Genomic DNA, 16169 nt, shown 5'->3' with positions numbered 1-16169 from the left:
ATCGCCTTCGCCGCGTCCTCGTTCTTCCTGTCCTTCTTCAGCTTCTCCGGCGGGGCCGTCGTATGAGCACGGGAAGCGACCTGCCGGGCTTCGAGGTACCGTTGCACCGCTCGCTGACTGAGCCGATTCTGCTCGGTGGTGCGCCGCGCACCGTGGCGATCGCTAACGGCACGCTGGCCGCCGCCGTCGGGCTGGGCCTGCAGCTTTGGCTGCCGGGCCTGGCGCTGTGGATGGTCGGCCATGCGCTCGCGGTATGGGGCGCGCGTGTCGACCCGCAGTTCATGCAGGTGTTCGCCCGGCACCTCAAGCACAAACCGCTGCTGGACGTGTGAGGGGAGGGGGCCACGATGCTGAACCTCACCGAGTACCGCCAGCGCCCGGCCTTGCTCGCCGACTGGCTACCGTGGGCCGGCCTGGTGGCGCCCGGCGTGGTGCTGAACAAGGACGGCTCGTTCCAGCGCACGGGGCGCTTTCGTGGGCCTGACCTGGACAGCGCCACGCAAGGGGAGCTGATGGCCACCACCGCGCGGCTGAACAACGCGCTGCGTCGGCTCGGCGCGGGCTGGGCGCTGTTCGTCGAGGCCGAGCGTAGGCCGGCGGCAGATTACCCGCACTCGGACTTCCCCGAACCGCTGTCGTGGTTGGTGGACGAGGAGCGACGGGCTACGTTCGAGGAGTCCGGCGAGCACTTCGAGAGCGGTTACCACCTCACGCTGCAATACCTGCCGCCGGAGGAGTCGCATGCCCGCGCGGCCAGGTTGCTGTACGAGCACACGCCTACCGCCGGCGTGGACTGGCGCGAGCGCCTCACGGCCTTTATCGCGGAGATCGAACGCATCTTCGATCTGCTCATGGGCGTGATGCCGGAGCTCGACTGGCTCGATGACGACGAAACGCTGACCTACCTGCACGCGACCGTTTCGACGCGACGCTACCGCATCGACACGCCGGAAGTACCGTTCCACCTCGACACGCTGCTGGCTGATACTCCGCTGTTCGGCGGCCTGGCGCCGATGCTGGGCGACGCGCACCTGCGCGTGGCGACGGTACGTGGTTTCCCTACCTCGACCTGGCCGGGGATTCTGGATGACCTCAACCGGCTGGGCTTCGCCTATCGCTGGAGCACACGCTTCCTCTGCATGGACAAGGCCGAGGCGGAAAAGGAACTTGGCCGTCTGCGCCGCCAGTGGTTCGCCAAGCGCAAGAACATCCTGGCGCTGTTGCGCGAAACCCTCTTCCAGCAGGAGAGCCCGCTGGTCGACACCGACGCCAGCAACAAGGCGGCCGACGCGGATGCCGCTCTGCAGGAGCTGGGAAGCGACCAGGTCGCCTTCGGTTTTGTCACCGCCACCGTGGTGGTGCTCGATGCTGACGCTGCCTTGGCCGACGAGAAGCTGCGCAGGGTGGAGCGTGTAATCCAGGGCCGGGGCTTCGTGACCATCCCGGAAACTCTCAATTCGGTGGAGGCGTGGCTGTCGTCGGTGCCGGGCAATGCCTACGCCAACGTGCGCCAGCCCATCGTCTCGACGCTGAATCTTGCCCATCTGATACCAGTATCGGCGGTCTGGGCCGGGCCGGAGCGCAACGCTCATCTCGACGGCCCACCGTTGATCATCACCCGCACGGAGGGCGCGACGCCCTTCCGGCTTGTGACGCATATCGGCGATGTGGGGCACACGCTGGTCGTCGGCCCGACTGGCATGGGCAAGTCCGTCCTGCTCGCCACGCTGGCGATGCAGTTCCGCCGCTACCCCGGTTCGCGCATCTTCGCCTTCGACATGGGGCGTTCCATGCGGGCGACGGTGTTGGGCCTGGGCGGCGAGCACTATGACCTGGGCGCTGATGGCGCGATCGCCTTCCAGCCGCTCGCGCGCATCGACCAGGCGGGTTACCGCACCTGGGCGGCCGAATGGGTGGAGGGTCGCCTGGCACACGAGGGCGTGGCCATCGGCCCCGACGAGAAGGCGGCCATCTGGTCGGCGCTCGGTAGCCTCGCCGGCGCGCCGGTCGAACAGCGCACGCTCACCGGCCTGTCGGTGCTGCTGCAATCGAACGCGCTGCGCCAGGCGCTCGCGCCCTATGTGCTGGGCGGGGCGCACGGCAAGCTGCTCGATGCCGACCTGGATTATCTGGGCATGGCTGATGTGCAGTGCTTCGAGATGGAGGAGCTGATGCCCAGCAAGGCGGCGGTGCTGGCCGTGCTGGGCTACCTTTTCGCGCGTTTCGAGGAGCGTTTCGATGGCACGCCGACGCTGCTGATCCTCGACGAGTCCTGGCTGTTCCTCGACGACCCTGTGTTCGCCGCGCGCATTCGCCAGTGGCTGAAGACGCTGCGCAAGAAGAACGTCAGCGTGATCTTCGCCACGCAGTCGCTCGCCGACATCAAGGACTCGACCATCGCCCCGGCGATCATCGAGAGCTGCGCGAGCCGCATCTTCCTGCCCAACCCGCAGGCGACCGAGCCGCAGATTCGCTCGATCTACGAGGGTTTCGGCCTCAACGGCCGGCAGATCGAGATCGTCGCCACCGCGCAGCCCAAGCGCGATTACTACTACCAGTCCCGTGCGGGCAACCGCCTGTTCGACCTCGATCTGGGGCCGGTCGCGCTCGCGTTCGCCGGCGCCTCGATGCCCCAGGACCAGCGCGCCATCGACGACGTGCTGCGCGATGCCGGAGTGCCGGGTTTCGCCGGAGCCTGGTTGCGCCATCGCGGCCTCGATTGGGCGGCCGAGCTGCTGCCGTCCGCGCCATCCGCCGTCCCTTCTCTGGCCGCCCAAGCCCTGGAGGTTTCGCCATGAAAACCCGCGTGCTCGCCGTCGTGCTCTCGGTGTCGTTGCTGGCTGTTCAGCCCGTGTCGGCATTCACCGTCATCGACCCGACGAACCTCGTGCAGAACACCCTGACTGCTATCAGCGCGATGGAGCAGGTAAACAACCAGGTGCAGCAACTGCAGAACGAATCGCAGATGCTCATCAATCAGGCGCGCAACCTGGCGAGCCTGGACTTCAATGTCGTCAACCGGCTGCGCGCGTCGCTGGCGAGGAGCGAGCAACTTATCGCCGAGGCGCAGGGGCTGGCCTATAACGTGCAGAATCTCGACCGAGAGTTCGCGCGGCTGTACCCGGAGGAGTACGCCGCCACCGTCAGCGGCGACCAAATGTACCGGGACGCCCGCGAGCGCTGGAAGCACACGCTCGACGGCCTGCACACCTCGATGCGTCTGCAGGCGCAGGTGTCGCGGAACCTGAGTGAGGACGAAAGCGCGCTGGCCGACCTGGTGGGGCAGAGCCAATCGGCGACGGGTGCCCTGCAGGCCATGCAGGCGACCAACCAGTTGCTGGCCCTGCAGGCCAAGCAGTCCATCCAGGCGCAGCAGCTCCAGCTCACCCAAGATCGCGCCGCCTCGCTGGAGCTGGCGCGGCAGGCGGCGGCGACCGAGCGCGCCCGCGAGGTGCGGCGGCGCTTCCTGGGCGAGGGCACGCCGTACACGCCGCAGGCGGTCCGGTTCTACGGGAACTGAGGGTGGCCGCCATGCGTAGCGTTCTCGTGCTCTCGGTTGCCTTGCTGGCGGCTTGGGGTCGGTCGCCCTGCGAGTATCTGGCCGAAACGCTGGCCGCCAATCCCGCGCGGCTCGCGACGTTGCGTGCGGAGTGTTCGGCCGACTGGCAGGCGGTGGGCGAGGGTATCTGTAGGGCCGCCGCCGAAGCGTACCGGCGCCGCTTCTTCACCGGCCACTCCGGCCCGGGCGAGTACGTTGTTCTGGAGGCGGTACCGCCGGTTCCACCGACCTTCGATGAGCCCGGCGACGAGGTGGCCGAAAGCGCTGCGTGGCTGGTTGTCTTCAAGGAGGACGCACCATGAACGACGTTACGGTCATCGACCGTTTCCTCGATACCTTCTCGCGCTACATCGACTCGGGCTTCGGGCTGCTGCAAGGTGAAGTCGCCTACCTGACCGCCACGCTTATAGCGATCGACATGACGATTGCCGGGCTCTACTGGTCGCTCGGTCACGCCACCGGCCAGGGCGAGGACGTGATGGCGAAATTGATCCGCAAGGTGCTCTACGTCGGTGCCTTTGCCTACATCATCGGCAACTTCAACTGGCTGGCCGGCATCGTCTTCCGCTCCTTCGCCGGGCTGGGCCTGACGGCGACCGGCGCGCTCAGCATGGAGACTTTCCTGCAACCCGGGCGGCTGGCGAAGGCCGGCATCGACGCCGGCGCGCCGATCCTGGAGCAGATCGGCGAACTGACCGGCTTCCCCGAGGTGTTCGTCAACCTCGACCCCATCGTCATCTTGTTCCTGGCCTACCTGGTGGTCATCGTCTGCTTCTTCGTGCTGGCGGTGCAGCTGTTCATCACCCTGATCGAGTTCAAGCTGACCACGCTCGCGGGATTCGTGCTGGTGCCCTTCGCGCTGTGGAACAAGACCGCGTTCCTGGCCGAAAAGGTGTTGGGCAACGTGGTGTCCTCCGGCGTGAAGGTGCTGGTGCTGGCGGTGATCGTCGGCATCGGCACGGGGCTGTTCGCCGAGTTCCAGGTGCATCCCGACGAGCCGTCCATCGACCACGCGTTGGTGGTCATGCTGGCCTCGCTGGCGTTGCTCGCGCTGGGCATCTTCGGCCCGGGCATCGCCACCGGGCTGATTTCCGGCGGCCCGCAGTTGGGGGCGGGGGCTATGGCGGGCGCCGCACTCGGCGTGGCGGGTACGGCCGTCGCCGTCGGCGCCGATGCGACTGGTGTCGGTGCTGCGGTTGCGGCCGGGGCGCGTATGGCGCCGGCCGCCGCCAGGATGGCTGGCAGTGGCGTGCGTGCCGCCACCTCGACAGCTAGCAGTGCGCGTGCCGCATTCCAACTCGGATCTTCCGCTGCCGGTGGCGGCCTCAAGGGCGCCGCGGCCGGCTTGGGCAGCGTTGCCAAGGTCGGCACGCAGGCAGCAGGACAGAGGGTTGCCGCTGGTATGCGTTCGCTCAAGTCACGCGCTGCTTCCGCCTTCCAAACCGAAGGGGCTGGTGCCGCTTCTGGCACCGGCAGGGGCATTCAAGGCAATGCGACCCAGGGGGAGTCTGTCGACGCAACCCCCGCTGCAACGGCGCAGCCTGCCTGGGCCAAACGCTTGCAGAGGCGCCAGCAGATCAGCCATGCCGCCACCACCGTCGCGCACACGTTGCGCGGTGGAGACGGCGGTGGAGCGGGCAGTGGTCCGAGCCTGCGGGATTCGGACTCATAAGGAGGGTAAGCCATGCGCTTCAAACGACCGTGGGTGCGTTACGCCGAGACGCCACAACCCGCGACCCCGTACCAGGCTGCCGCCCAGGCATGGGACGAGCGCATCGGCTCGGCCCGCATGCGGGCGAAGAACTGGCGTCTGATGGCCTTCGGCTGCCTGGCGCTTGCGCTGCTGATGGCGGGCGGCCTGGTCTGGCGCTCGGCGCAGTCCATCGTCACGCCCTACGTGGTGGAGGTGGACAGGACCGGCCAGGTGCGCGCGGTCGGCGAGGTCGCCACACCCTATCGGCCAGCCGATGCACAGGTCGCCTATCACCTGGCGCGCTTCGTCACGCTGGTGCGTTCGCTGTCGATCGACCCGATCGTGGTGCGGCAGAACTGGCTCGAAGCCTACGACTACACCACCGACCGTGGTGCGGCGGCGCTCAACGACTATGCGCGCACCAACGATCCGTTCGTCCGCGTGGGCAAGGAGTCGGTGACGGTACAGGTCAGCAGCGTCGTGCGGGCCAGCGACGCCTCCTTCAACGTGCGCTGGACGGAGCGGCGTTTCGTCAACGGCGCGCCTGCCGGCACCGAGCGCTGGAACGCGGTGATCTCCACGGTTCTGCAAACCCCACGCACCGAGCAGCGCTTGCGCAAGAACCCCTTGGGCATCTACGTCAACGGGCTGTCGTGGAGCCGCGAGCTCGATACGTCCGAAGGAGCCAAGCCATGAATCTGTCCTTCCGTAAGTCCGCGTTCCCCCTGGTCCTGCTGGCCTTGGCTGGCTGCTCCAGCCAGGGCAAGCCGCCGCCGCGCATCTCGCTCGACGAGCCGGTGCGGGCGCAGCCGCTGCCCGAGCCGCCGAAGCCGGTGGAAGTGGTGGCGGTGCCGAAGGTGCTGCCGATGCCGGGGCAGATGAAGCCATTGCCGGACGAGGCCGGTCCCGCCCCAGAGCCGGCCGACGAGAAGGTGAGGGTGTCGCGCGCGAACCAGGAGGCGAGGGTGGCGCCCACGCGCGAGGGTTACGTCAATGCGATCCAGGTCTGGCCCTATAGCGATGGAGCGCTGTACCAGGTCTATGCCGCGCCGGGACGCGTGACCGTGATCGCGCTGCAGGCCGGCGAGGAGCTGGTGACGGTGGCTGCCGGCGACACGGTGCGCTGGATCGTCGGCGATACATCCAGCGGCGCTGGCGATACGTTGCGCGTCAACGTGCTGGTCAAGCCGATCCGCTCAGGCCTCAAGACCAACCTGGTTATCACCACCAGCCGGCGCACCTACCTGATTGAGCTGACCTCGACCGAGAAAGCCTGGATGGCCTCGGTATCCTGGGACTACCCGAAGGACCGGATGCTGGCGTTGCAGCGCCAGGCGCAGGCCGCACAGGCGAGCGCTCCGGTCGATACCGGCCTTTCGCTGGAGAAGATCCGCTTCCGCTATGCGATCAGCGGCAGCAAGCCGCCGTGGCAGCCGCTGCGCGCCTTCGACGACGGCGAGAAGGTCTATATCCAGTTTCCCACCGGCATCGCCCAGGGCGAGCTACCGCCGCTGTTCGTGATCGGCGCGCAGGGCGATGGGCAACTGGTCAACTACCGTTTCCGTTCGCCGTACTACATCGTGGACCGGCTGTTCGGCGCGGCCGAGCTGCGCCTGGGAGGGGACAAGGGCGACGTGGTGCGCATCGAGCGCACGGATGGCGTGGCGCGAGGGAACTGAGCATGAGCCAGGACGATACCCTCGATCTGGCCGTGCCGCCAGCCGGCAAGGTCCCGCCCGAAACAGTCGCGCTCCGCGCTCAGCCACGCCCGGTCACGCGGTTGAACCGGCGTACCCTGGCCGTGCTTGCCGGCGGGCTTTCCGCCGCGGTGCTGGGAGCTACCATCTGGTCCTTGCAACCATCGAAGCCACGGGGCGGCAACGATCCGGCCGAACTGTACAACGTCGACCGGGTTTCGCGCTCCGAAGGGCTCGACCGACTGCCCTCGGACTACTCCAAGCTGCCGCCGCCCGAACTGGGGCCGCCGCTACCGGGCGACCTTGGCCCCGCCATCGTGCAGTCGCAACGACCTGCGGTACCCAGCTATACGACACCTGGACACGATCCCTCCGGGGCTGAACGGTTGGCGCGATTGAAGGAGGCGGAGGAAGCGGCAGCCTCGTCGGTATTTTTCCGCACGGGCGGCCAGCGCCCAGCCATGGCTGCACCGGCACAACCTGTCGCAGATGGAACAACACTGGCGGGCTTCGATCCGCTGGCCGACGGTCCCGCCTCGACGGCGGCTCAACCCGTAGACCCGACAGCCGTACAGAACCGGCAGGAGCAGAAAGAGGCATTCCTTCAAGCCGGCACTACGGATACCCGCAATTCCGGGAGCCTGCAGCTACCGGTGTCGCCGTACCAGGTCATGGCCGGCACTGTGATCGCTGGCGCGCTGGTGACGGGCATCAAGTCGGATCTTCCGGGCGACGTGATCGGCACGGTGACGGAGCCGGTCTACGACACGGCGACCGGCAAGCATCTGCTGATCCCGCAGGGCTCACGCATTCTCGGCCGCTACAACAGCCAGGTCAGCTACGGACAGAGCCGTGTGCAGGTGGTGTGGAACCGCATCATCCTGCCGGACACATCCTCGCTGACGCTGGACAACCTTGTGGGCACAGACCCAGCCGGCTACGCCGGCCTGGGGGACGGCGTGGATTGGCACTGGGATCGCGTTTTCGCCGGTGCTGCGCTGACGACGCTTCTGGGTATCGGCGCCGAGCTGGCTGCGCCCGAGAACCGCCAGGATGGCGATCGCATCATCATCGCCGGCCGTGACGGCCTACAGGACAGCGTGAACCAGGTCGGACAGGAGATGACCCGGCGCAACATGAATATCCAGCCCACATTGACCGAGCGGCCTGGCTTGCCGGTGCGCATCATCGTCAACCGAGATCTGGTGCTTCGACCTTACCAACCGCTGTTTTTCAGTAGAGGGACTCTATGATGAGTACAACCAAAAAGCTGCGGCTGGGCCCGTTGCCCAAGACCGAGAGCGTCAAACTGAACTTCACATGCCCGGCCAGCTTGAAGGCTGACCTCGACCACTATGCCGCGATACATGCACAGGCCTACGGCGAGGTGGTCGATGCGGTGACGTTGATCCCATACATGCTTGAGGCATTCCTAGCAGGTGATCGGGGGTTCAAGCGGGCTGAGAATCAACGCTCTAAGCCCCAGCCTTGAGCGAGGCGGGCTTGACGTTTGAGTACCTGTCTGTAATCTGAAACACACTTAATGTGTTTCTGCATAGGGCGGCAATGAGCTTAGTCAAATATCCTGAATTCGCGGTGCTCCTTGTTGCCCTTAGAAAGGCTAAGGGCTGGAAGCAGAAAGAGTTTGCCATCACAGCAGGCGTCACCCAGCAGACGGTAAGTCGATGGGAGCAAGGAGTCTCCCGTCCAAGGGCGAAGGAACTGCCGAACCTCGCTGCCTTGCTTGGTGCAGAGTTGAGTGCGATGACGGCCGCCGCCGCATATGCGCTGCCGGATTCCAGTAGTAGCCAGCCTGAAGGTGCACCGACATATGACGTTCCCCTCCCGTTGCATTCCTTGCGGCCGGACAGCTTCGAGAATTTCAGTGCTGACTTCCTAGCTCGCTATTACCGCAGTCGTGCTGGTGTGGTGAATCGCTTTGGCGGTACTGGCAGCAAACAGTACGGCATTGATATCGAGGTGCGTGGAAGCTCCTTCGGCGTGCATACCTTCCAGTGCAAGCGAGTTGAGGAGTTCGGGGCGCAAAAGGTTCATGCTGCTGTGGCTGAGCACACATATGTATCAGACCTTAAGGTCTTGTTGCTTTCCAATATTGCGAGTCCGAAGGCCCGCACGGCCATCGTGCAACATGCGGGTTGGCAGCTATGGGATCGGATAGATATCTCTGCGAAATTTCGTGAGTTATCTCTGGTCGATCGAAGAGATTTGGTCGACATATATTTTCGTGGGCAGCGCCAAGCTCTTCTTGGTGAGCCTGAATCGGGGCCGTTTCAGAAGCCCGAAGATTTTTTTAAGGGCTTCACCGATCGTGATCGTTTTTTCAATCACGCGTGGTCGTTGGTGGGCAGAGAAGAAGAGCTCGAAAAGCTGACAGAGTATGTCCTCGATGACAACCTGTTGGTTACGATGCTCTTGGGGGCGCCGGGTAACGGTAAGACTCGATTGCTACGAGAAGTCGTTGAGAGGGTGCGCGAACAACAGCCAGATATCGGCATTCTTTTCGTCTCTCCAACGGAAGACGTAAAGGCGCAGCATTTAGAAGAATTGGGCCGCGGTACGAAGCTGTTGATTATTGATGATGCTCATGACCGTGATGACCTGGCTCAGTTGATGCGGTATGCGTCAGTGGCAGAGAACGAAGCGAGGCTGCTGATATCGCTGCGATCATACGGTCGGGCTATGGTACGTAACCAAGCGGCACTTGTAGCGATGGACAGTCCCCAGGTAGCGACTGTGGAATTAAAACCACGCTCTAAGCAGGACGCGAAGGTGCTCGCCACGCAGGTATTGCAGGCCTCCGAAGGGCCGCTTGAGGCGGCGGAGATCATCGCGGAGTTGACCTATCCCACACCCCTCGTGACGGTGTTAGCTGCTCAGATTGTCGCCAAAGAGAACGTTTCGCCGGCATTGATTGGCAACAGCGAGGACTTCCAGGGGCACGTGCTTGCCAGGCTTGAAGACATTATCTCTGGCAAGATCGTGACGGGGCAGGATGTACCCAAGCTTCAAGCCGTTCTTCGGATGGTCGCATTGTTGCAGCCGGTGGTGTTCGATGATCCGGGTTTTCTTAGCATCCTGCGGGAGGTAGAGGGGCTGGAGCACGAAGATTCTCAGCGCCTTCTTCGCCTTCTGAGTGAGGGTGGGGTTCTCTTTAAGCGCGGCCTTCGTCACCGGCTGGCTCCAGATTTGCTGGCTGACTCCATCATTCAGCGTAATTTCATAGGTGTCGGCGGGGCAGTAACCTCTAAAGTTGAGTACGTCTTTGATCTCGCTGATGCGGAGTACTTGAAGCATCTGCTGGTCAACCTGGGTCGTCTCGACTGGCGTTTACGCAACGGGGATACCGAGGGCGGTACATTGCTGTCCAGTATCGTCCGTAAGCTCCAGTGGCATGGTAAGTATCACAATCCGCATATTCACGCCGTCGAGGCGGTGGCCTACTACCAGCCACGCTTGGCATTAAATTTCGCTGAGCGGCTTATAGAAGAAGGCCATGGTGATGACGACGGCGTGTGCGGGATGATTCGAAATGCAGTCTTCAACTCGGATGTTCTGGAAGATGGGTGCGTGCTGCTATGGCGGGCAGGGCGAGGAGACTCCCGTGCACTAAACTCGCAACCGAATCACGGAATTCGGATTCTGAGGGAACTCGCTGAATTTTCACCAAATAAGCCCGTGGATTATGTGGAGCGGGTGGTGGCTTTTGCTATTGAGCTCTTGGATCGTCCTGTAGCCCTGTCTGGGTTTTACACACCTTTCACCATATTAGAAGGGGCGTTAGGGACCGAGATGGAGGAGGTTACGTCGAGTAATCGCAGTTTAACGATTACTCGATACCAACTGGACTTCGAGCTCGCCAAGACTGTGCGGGCGCGAGTAATCGACGTGATAGTGAGCTCCATAGAGAAAAGTCTCCCACGTAAGGCATTTCTTGCTGCGGGGCTGCTGTCTGAAGCGCTTCGCGGCCCTATTCATGGCGGCGAAGATCATGAGGCATGGGATGCGGCGCACGCTGAATTGCTTGAACGTGTGCATCGTGTGCTCGACGGTGCCACAGTTCATCCGGTGGTGTTGGTTCAGGCAGGGATATCTGTTAGTTGGCATGCTTTTTACAGTGACAAGCCAGAGTGTCGTTCTAGGGCGCGGGCTATAGTCGCATTGTTGGCTCGTGACCTCCCGACCCGCCTGATTAGGCTTATCGGCGATGCGTGGGGGCATCAAACGTGGGATAGCGACGAATCATTTGAGCGCAAGGCTCACGAAACGGAGACCCTCAAGCTGATAACTAACCTTGCGGTCGAGTTTCCGAATGCGATGGACTTATACAAGTTTTTGGATCACTGGCTTTGTGAGATAGATAAGGCGACAGGTAAAGGGTGGGGTAACTCGCATATTTTTGTTAGTCGCTTGCTACAAGACCGTGCGGACTTGGCCAAAGTGGTCATGGCCATGCAGTCTGATACTCAGTCTCCCTTGGACAATTTCTCGGGGGCTGCACTAGCGGTTCTTATGGCACATCAGAACCGCCATGATTTGATTGCTGAGTTGTTGGCGTCTGATTCGATGCGTGCTTGGGAGATGGTGTCGGAGGCGTATGCGCGTCAGGCCGATGACTTCTTCACCGATGCGGATTTGCCGGTTCTACGACGCATTTTCCAGTCAAATGAACCTTCAGTTTTACGCAACGCTGCATCTATTTCTCGTCAGGTCGCTAGGCGTAATCCAGCATTAGCGGTAGAGCTGATCTGCACAGCCAACCTGATTGCTTGTCCTTCCGCCACCCATGACTTCTTCATGCTCCTGGCGCATCGCAGTACCCTTCCGGCAGGGAACATCAGCTCTGTTCAGTGGCGGATCCTATTGGGAGCGTTAGAGCGGCTGCTTGAACTCGATGATCATTGGGTGATCGAGTTTCTCAAGCAAGCTATTGAGACGGTTCCGGCAGACGTTGTTGAGATGCTGAAACGAAGATTGCAAGACGTTGGCCGCTGCCTCGGGTATAGGTCGATGCGCAGGGATCGTAACGGTGCTGGGCTTGGGTTGCTGTCTCATCCTGACGGACGTCGACTATTGCAGGAGCTTCTTACATGGGCTGTGGATAGCCAGGCAGACGAAAAGCTAGCGATGGATATAGGGGCCTGTGTATCGGGGCTTTGCGGTAAGTATGGTTCTGAGGTTCTCGATTTACTGCTGAACCTTCTAAAAGGTGGTGGCCAGGCTCACGTGAATGTCATCGCGAGTACGCTACGAAGTGCTTATCAATCGTTCGTGATTGATGAGACACCGTTTGTTCGGGAGCTACTAAGTCAAGCGGAACTCATCAGCGATAAAGCCGTAAAAGATATCTCCTCGGCGTTATGGTCGTCCGCAGTCTCAGGTGGGCGTACTGGGCTTGCCGGAGAGCCTTTCAGGGAGGATGTGCTATTGCAGGAGTACGCAGAAAAAACTCTCAAGGGAATGAGCAGGATGGACCCGGCTTACCGACTCTACGGCTGGCTTCTTCAGTACGCAAAGGACAACATTGAGCGGCAGGCAGACGAGAAGCGCTCGATGGAACTTGAGGATGAGTAGGCGGCTATAAATTAGGTGGGAAATGTCCAGATGAGCTCTGCGGGCGGACGCTCTCGTCTTACTGTATCCTTCTTGCTGATTGATGATGGTGTTGCAAGAGTCGTCGCCTCGCAAAACGCTCCATCTCCAGCGTCAGCAAAAGCTCTGCGCGGTTGACGGTAAAAGCGACGGTAAGCCCCTTTGTCGATCACAGCCAATCCCTTTAGCCATGCGGGTTCAGGCGATCTATTGATGATCGAGTGGGAGTGAGGTGGATTTATAAGTCGTTGATTAATCGGAAAATAATATTCTCAATAACTATGTCTCCCGCATTATCAATGGTGTTTTTCATGGCATGTTGAGGGGCGGGGCATAAAATAAATACTGATACCATGAGGGCGAGCCTAGTGCTGTCATGGTATCGGGCAACTCTCATGGATTTACCGCATCCCTGAAGATAACGTTGCTGACCATTTCCGCACCGAGGAAGTCGATTAGCATGTTTGGATTTGCAAGATCTTCTCTTGTCAGTGCTGCGATCGCTTGACCAACTACGATCTCCCAAGGCTTCTTGCAACCGGCGACGTCGCAGATGAGGTTACGGATTTTTTTTATCTTCTTGTGCCGTAGGCGGTCGCTCGATCCGGCGAGCTCCTCAATGAGAGCGGTGTCACGATGGTCTGGATTGTCCTTGATCCATTTCCTTGATGTGGCGATGAAGTCTTCCCAGGTCGTGTCCATTACGGCAAGACATGAGTCAGTCAATAGAGCATTCTCGATCGCGTAGCACTGGAGGCGGTAACGCTTGAGGGGGGGGCGGTGTTCGAGCGGCTGGTCCACCACACCGTCGCCGTCGCGAATCGAAAAGGCGACTGGGTTGTCGTAGAGTGTGTCTAGCAGTTGGATGCAGAAAGTCTCAAGAGCGCCCTGCTGATCGACGCTGGCGGCCAGCACTGGAAAGACTTTGATCCTGCCCTGTGACGTTCTTGCAGCTTGCTGCCAGACGCGCTCATCGTCTTCTCCTTCGAGGATCAGAGCTGCATCATCGCTAAGCGAAAGGGAGAGGGGATGTCCGAGGAACGGAGCAATCTTGCGAAGCTCGGCGCTGGCCGGTTTCAGTTCAACTATATCGACCGCGAAACTCTTTGTGCCGATCGACACATACGGCGAAGCTGCGAGAGAACAGACTAGCGGGGAGCTGTGTGTGGAGATGCATACGGCTATGCTGTCTGCGTGGTCTTTGAACTCATCAAGCATAGAGATGATTAGCTTGCCAAGCCGTGCCTGCAGATCTGGGTGAAGATGTACGTCCGGCTCGTCAAGGAGGAGTACGTTGAACTTCGCGGGATCAATCGTATCGAAAAAATAGAGAATCTCAGCGGCCAAGGCCACAGCTTCTGATTCGCCGCTGCTGATTTGTTGCGGAGCGATTGTTTCACCATTGAGGAGCGAGCGAAACTCGAAATCGGCATTACCCATCTCTAGAGAAATATTAGTGAGCAGTTGATTTACTTTGCTCAACCGGTCTGTCTCGAAATTGCGTGTCGGATCCAAGCGGATTTCTGGTGTGCGTGCGAGCCGGCGCAGATAAAGCGTTTCAGCCTCGCGAAAGAGCATCGCCGATGCAGCTTTGAAGTCGCTGGCCTGATTGACTGCACGCGTGTGCCGCAGCCATTCGGGGTCGTTGCTCATATTTGTGAGGACGTTGCCATCACGCTTGAACGACCCCGCTCGCTCTGGACTGACATACCGGACATAAAATAGTTGCGTACTGCGGCTGGCCATTTCGTCGATATCACGAAAGAAACGACTCTTTCCCGCGCCGTTGCGGCCTACAAGTATGTTGATGTTGTTCAAGCCGGAGAGGCGTGCGGTTTGGCCTGACAATTCACTTACTTTCAAGATCGTAACTCCATGTTTCATTGCCGACATATGATATCGAATACACCGACCGGATAGGCACGTCGGTGTCTCTCTTTGTTCTGACGTCTGCGTTGAGATGGTGATCAGATCCGCAGTTTGGTGTGACCGCCACTGACTCTCGTATGGGCGGATCGACGCAGTTGTTCGCCTGAGCTGCCTATAGGCGGCCCCCATTGGTCAGGTGTGGTATTTTTCGCGGTATCGGCTAAGTCTGCACTCGCAATGCCTTGATTTAGCGAAGTTTTATCCTCTTATTGATAGCTGAGTGGGAGTGATCCCGCAAGCCGCATGATCTCATGCGGCTTTCCCGCAGTGTCTATCCGTTCGTGACACTGGAAGTTGCCACGGACGGGAAGCGGGGCGATGTCGTCCCGCTTTCTCCATTCAGCCCACGTATCGGCGACGCCATGCCTTTGCGTCCGTCGCCAGGTTCCTCGAGGGCTAGCGCCTGCCTCCCCGTTGCAGCGTCCCGCCGATCATCGTTCGCCCCCCCCGGTCCACGGGTGCCCCCTGCGCCGCCCGGCGAGTCTACCGTTGCGCTCCGCCACTGAGCGTCTTTCGCGCTGAAGCTCCGCCATCCCACGCTTTTCTTGCAGCGGAGATGAAACAGTTGCTTACGGGGTCGGACGATCTCGACAGGAAACTGGATTCTGCTGCATTCAGAATCCAGTTTTCCACTTCGATAATGACCCTCGTCCCAAGAGCCAGCGCTATCCGCCTGGCCGCTTCCGCATGCGAGGAGAATTCTCATGACTATCAGGCAAACCCCCATCAATTCGGGATTCGGAGCGAAAACGCAGGCCAGCGAGGTGATGGCGGGGCGAGACCTCTCCGGAAAGACCGCCATCGTGACCGGCGGCTACTCCGGTCTTGGCCTGGAAACCACGAAGGCGCTGGCCGACGCGGGCGCGCGGGTCATTGTTACGGCGCGCAGACCGGATGTGGCAAGGGAGGCGCTGCTCGGGCTCGACGAAGTCGAGGTGCAGGCGCTCGACCTGGCCGAGTTGGCCAGCGTGCGTCGGTTCGCCGAGGCCTTCTCCGCCTCGCGCCGTCGTGCCGATATCGTCATCAACAACGCCGGTGTGATGGCCTGTCCCGAGACCCGCGTAGGCCCGGGCTGGGAAGCGCAGTTCGCGACCAATCACCTTGGCCACTACGCCCTGGTGAACCTCTTGTGGCCGTCGCTCGCGGATGATGCGCGAGTGGTCGCCGTGTCCTCCGCCGGGCACCACTACTCGGCGATCCGCTGGGACGACGTGCAGTTCGAACGGGGCTACGACAAGTGGCTGGCTTATGCGCAGTCGAAGACTGCCAACGCCCTGTTCGCCATCCAGTTGGATGCGCTGGGTCGCGAGAGGGGTGTGCATGCCTTCGCATTGCATCCGGGCAGCATCGCCACACCGTTGCAACGCCATGTTCCACGGGCGGAGATGATCGCCCTGGGCTGGATGGACGAAGCCGGCAATCCGGCCAGCCCCGACACGCTCAAGACCCCGCAGCAGGGGGCTGCCACCCAGCTGTGGGCTGCGACCTCTCCGCTGCTGGCGGGGATGGGCGGGCTCTACTGCGAGGATTGCGACATCGCAGGCATCGCGCCGGACGACTCGCGCACCCTGGCCGGCGTACGCGAGCATGCGATCGATCCGGAGCAGGCCCGCCGCCTCTGGAGGCTTTCGGCGACGCTCACCGGGATCGACGCATTCGCGTCCTAGTCGAGCACACGGAA

12 protein-coding genes are annotated in these 16169 nt (G+C 61.5%); 11 read left to right on the top strand and 1 reads right to left on the bottom strand.

The features are described from left to right. The first annotated feature begins 62 nt into the window (after nucleotides 1-62). The 10 genes from HMPREF3014_RS28455 to HMPREF3014_RS28410 all read left to right on the top strand — a co-directional run bounded on the left by HMPREF3014_RS28455 (nucleotide 63) and on the right by HMPREF3014_RS28410 (nucleotide 12541). Complete coding sequence (locus tag HMPREF3014_RS28455; RefSeq protein ID WP_023087073.1) at nucleotides 63-332, top strand: VirB3 family type IV secretion system protein; 270 nt, start codon at nucleotides 63-65, stop codon at nucleotides 330-332. 15 nt (nucleotides 333-347) lie between these two features. Then, nucleotides 348-2798: a conjugal transfer protein TrbE gene (gene trbE / locus HMPREF3014_RS28450; RefSeq protein WP_023087074.1), complete on the top strand. Its 2451-nt coding sequence runs from the start codon at nucleotides 348-350 to the stop codon at nucleotides 2796-2798. Further along, nucleotides 2795-3520, top strand: a complete 726-nt coding sequence (gene trbJ / locus HMPREF3014_RS28445; protein WP_023087075.1) for a P-type conjugative transfer protein TrbJ — start codon at nucleotides 2795-2797, stop codon at nucleotides 3518-3520. Before trbE ends, trbJ begins: the two co-directional genes overlap by 4 nt. 11 nt (nucleotides 3521-3531) lie before the next feature. Then, nucleotides 3532-3861: a hypothetical protein gene (locus HMPREF3014_RS28440; protein ID WP_023087076.1), complete on the top strand. Its 330-nt coding sequence runs from the start codon at nucleotides 3532-3534 to the stop codon at nucleotides 3859-3861. Beyond that, nucleotides 3858-5231: a P-type conjugative transfer protein TrbL gene (gene trbL, locus HMPREF3014_RS28435; RefSeq protein WP_023087077.1), complete on the top strand. Its 1374-nt coding sequence runs from the start codon at nucleotides 3858-3860 to the stop codon at nucleotides 5229-5231. The genes HMPREF3014_RS28440 and trbL overlap by 4 nt, the downstream gene beginning before the upstream one ends. Nucleotides 5232-5243: 12 nt before the next feature. Further along, the gene (gene trbF, locus HMPREF3014_RS28430) at nucleotides 5244-5948 is read left to right on the top strand and encodes a conjugal transfer protein TrbF (RefSeq protein ID WP_023087078.1); all 705 of its coding nucleotides are present in this window, start codon (nucleotides 5244-5246) and stop codon (nucleotides 5946-5948) included. After that, nucleotides 5945-6931 carry a P-type conjugative transfer protein TrbG gene (trbG, locus tag HMPREF3014_RS28425; protein ID WP_023087079.1) on the top strand — a complete coding sequence of 329 codons (987 nt, stop codon included), beginning with the start codon at nucleotides 5945-5947 and terminating at the stop codon, nucleotides 6929-6931. Before trbF ends, trbG begins: the two co-directional genes overlap by 4 nt. Nucleotides 6932-6933: 2 nt before the next feature. Further along, nucleotides 6934-8202 carry a TraB/TrbI/VirB10 family type IV secretion system protein gene (locus HMPREF3014_RS28420; protein WP_023087080.1) on the top strand — a complete coding sequence of 423 codons (1269 nt, stop codon included), beginning with the start codon at nucleotides 6934-6936 and terminating at the stop codon, nucleotides 8200-8202. Further along, on the top strand, nucleotides 8202-8441 hold the full coding sequence (locus HMPREF3014_RS28415) for a DUF2274 domain-containing protein (RefSeq protein ID WP_031633563.1): 240 nt from the start codon (nucleotides 8202-8204) through the stop codon (nucleotides 8439-8441). Before HMPREF3014_RS28420 ends, HMPREF3014_RS28415 begins: the two co-directional genes overlap by 1 nt. Nucleotides 8442-8515: 74 nt before the next feature. Beyond that, on the top strand, nucleotides 8516-12541 hold the full coding sequence (locus HMPREF3014_RS28410; RefSeq protein ID WP_023087082.1) for a helix-turn-helix domain-containing protein: 4026 nt from the start codon (nucleotides 8516-8518) through the stop codon (nucleotides 12539-12541). Nucleotides 12542-12952: 411 nt separating this feature from the next. Here HMPREF3014_RS28410 and HMPREF3014_RS28405 read toward each other — a convergent pair whose 3' ends face one another. Then, nucleotides 12953-14422: an AAA family ATPase gene (locus HMPREF3014_RS28405; protein ID WP_025982364.1), complete on the bottom strand. Its 1470-nt coding sequence runs from the start codon at nucleotides 14420-14422 to the stop codon at nucleotides 12953-12955. A 770-nt stretch (nucleotides 14423-15192) separates the two neighbouring features. On the opposite strand from HMPREF3014_RS28405, the gene HMPREF3014_RS28400 reads away from it, so the two are divergent. Beyond that, nucleotides 15193-16155, top strand: coding sequence for an SDR family NAD(P)-dependent oxidoreductase (locus tag HMPREF3014_RS28400; protein WP_023087084.1), 963 nt, complete (start codon nucleotides 15193-15195; stop codon nucleotides 16153-16155). Nucleotides 16156-16169: the final 14 nt, after the last annotated feature.

Origin of the sequence: Pseudomonas sp. HMSC065H01, from assembly GCF_001815235.1 — a bacterium.
Taxonomy (GTDB): domain Bacteria; phylum Pseudomonadota; class Gammaproteobacteria; order Pseudomonadales; family Pseudomonadaceae; genus Pseudomonas; species Pseudomonas aeruginosa.
Note: the sequence above shows the minus strand (reverse complement) of the source record. Positions and strands in the feature narration are given on the sequence as shown.

What these genes read in the sequence shown, in the direction of transcription:
- HMPREF3014_RS28455 (WP_023087073.1), top strand. Translation starts at nt 63, where the DNA reads ATGAGCACGGGAAGCGACCTGCCGGGCTTCGAGGTACCGTTGCACCGC.
- trbE (WP_023087074.1), top strand. Translation starts at nt 348, where the DNA reads ATGCTGAACCTCACCGAGTACCGCCAGCGCCCGGCCTTGCTCGCCGAC.
- trbJ (WP_023087075.1), top strand. Translation starts at nt 2,795, where the DNA reads ATGAAAACCCGCGTGCTCGCCGTCGTGCTCTCGGTGTCGTTGCTGGCT.
- HMPREF3014_RS28440 (WP_023087076.1), top strand. Translation starts at nt 3,532, where the DNA reads ATGCGTAGCGTTCTCGTGCTCTCGGTTGCCTTGCTGGCGGCTTGGGGT.
- trbL (WP_023087077.1), top strand. Translation starts at nt 3,858, where the DNA reads ATGAACGACGTTACGGTCATCGACCGTTTCCTCGATACCTTCTCGCGC.
- trbF (WP_023087078.1), top strand. Translation starts at nt 5,244, where the DNA reads ATGCGCTTCAAACGACCGTGGGTGCGTTACGCCGAGACGCCACAACCC.
- trbG (WP_023087079.1), top strand. Translation starts at nt 5,945, where the DNA reads ATGAATCTGTCCTTCCGTAAGTCCGCGTTCCCCCTGGTCCTGCTGGCC.
- HMPREF3014_RS28420 (WP_023087080.1), top strand. Translation starts at nt 6,934, where the DNA reads ATGAGCCAGGACGATACCCTCGATCTGGCCGTGCCGCCAGCCGGCAAG.
- HMPREF3014_RS28415 (WP_031633563.1), top strand. Translation starts at nt 8,202, where the DNA reads ATGAGTACAACCAAAAAGCTGCGGCTGGGCCCGTTGCCCAAGACCGAG.
- HMPREF3014_RS28410 (WP_023087082.1), top strand. Translation starts at nt 8,516, where the DNA reads ATGAGCTTAGTCAAATATCCTGAATTCGCGGTGCTCCTTGTTGCCCTT.
- HMPREF3014_RS28400 (WP_023087084.1), top strand. Translation starts at nt 15,193, where the DNA reads ATGACTATCAGGCAAACCCCCATCAATTCGGGATTCGGAGCGAAAACG.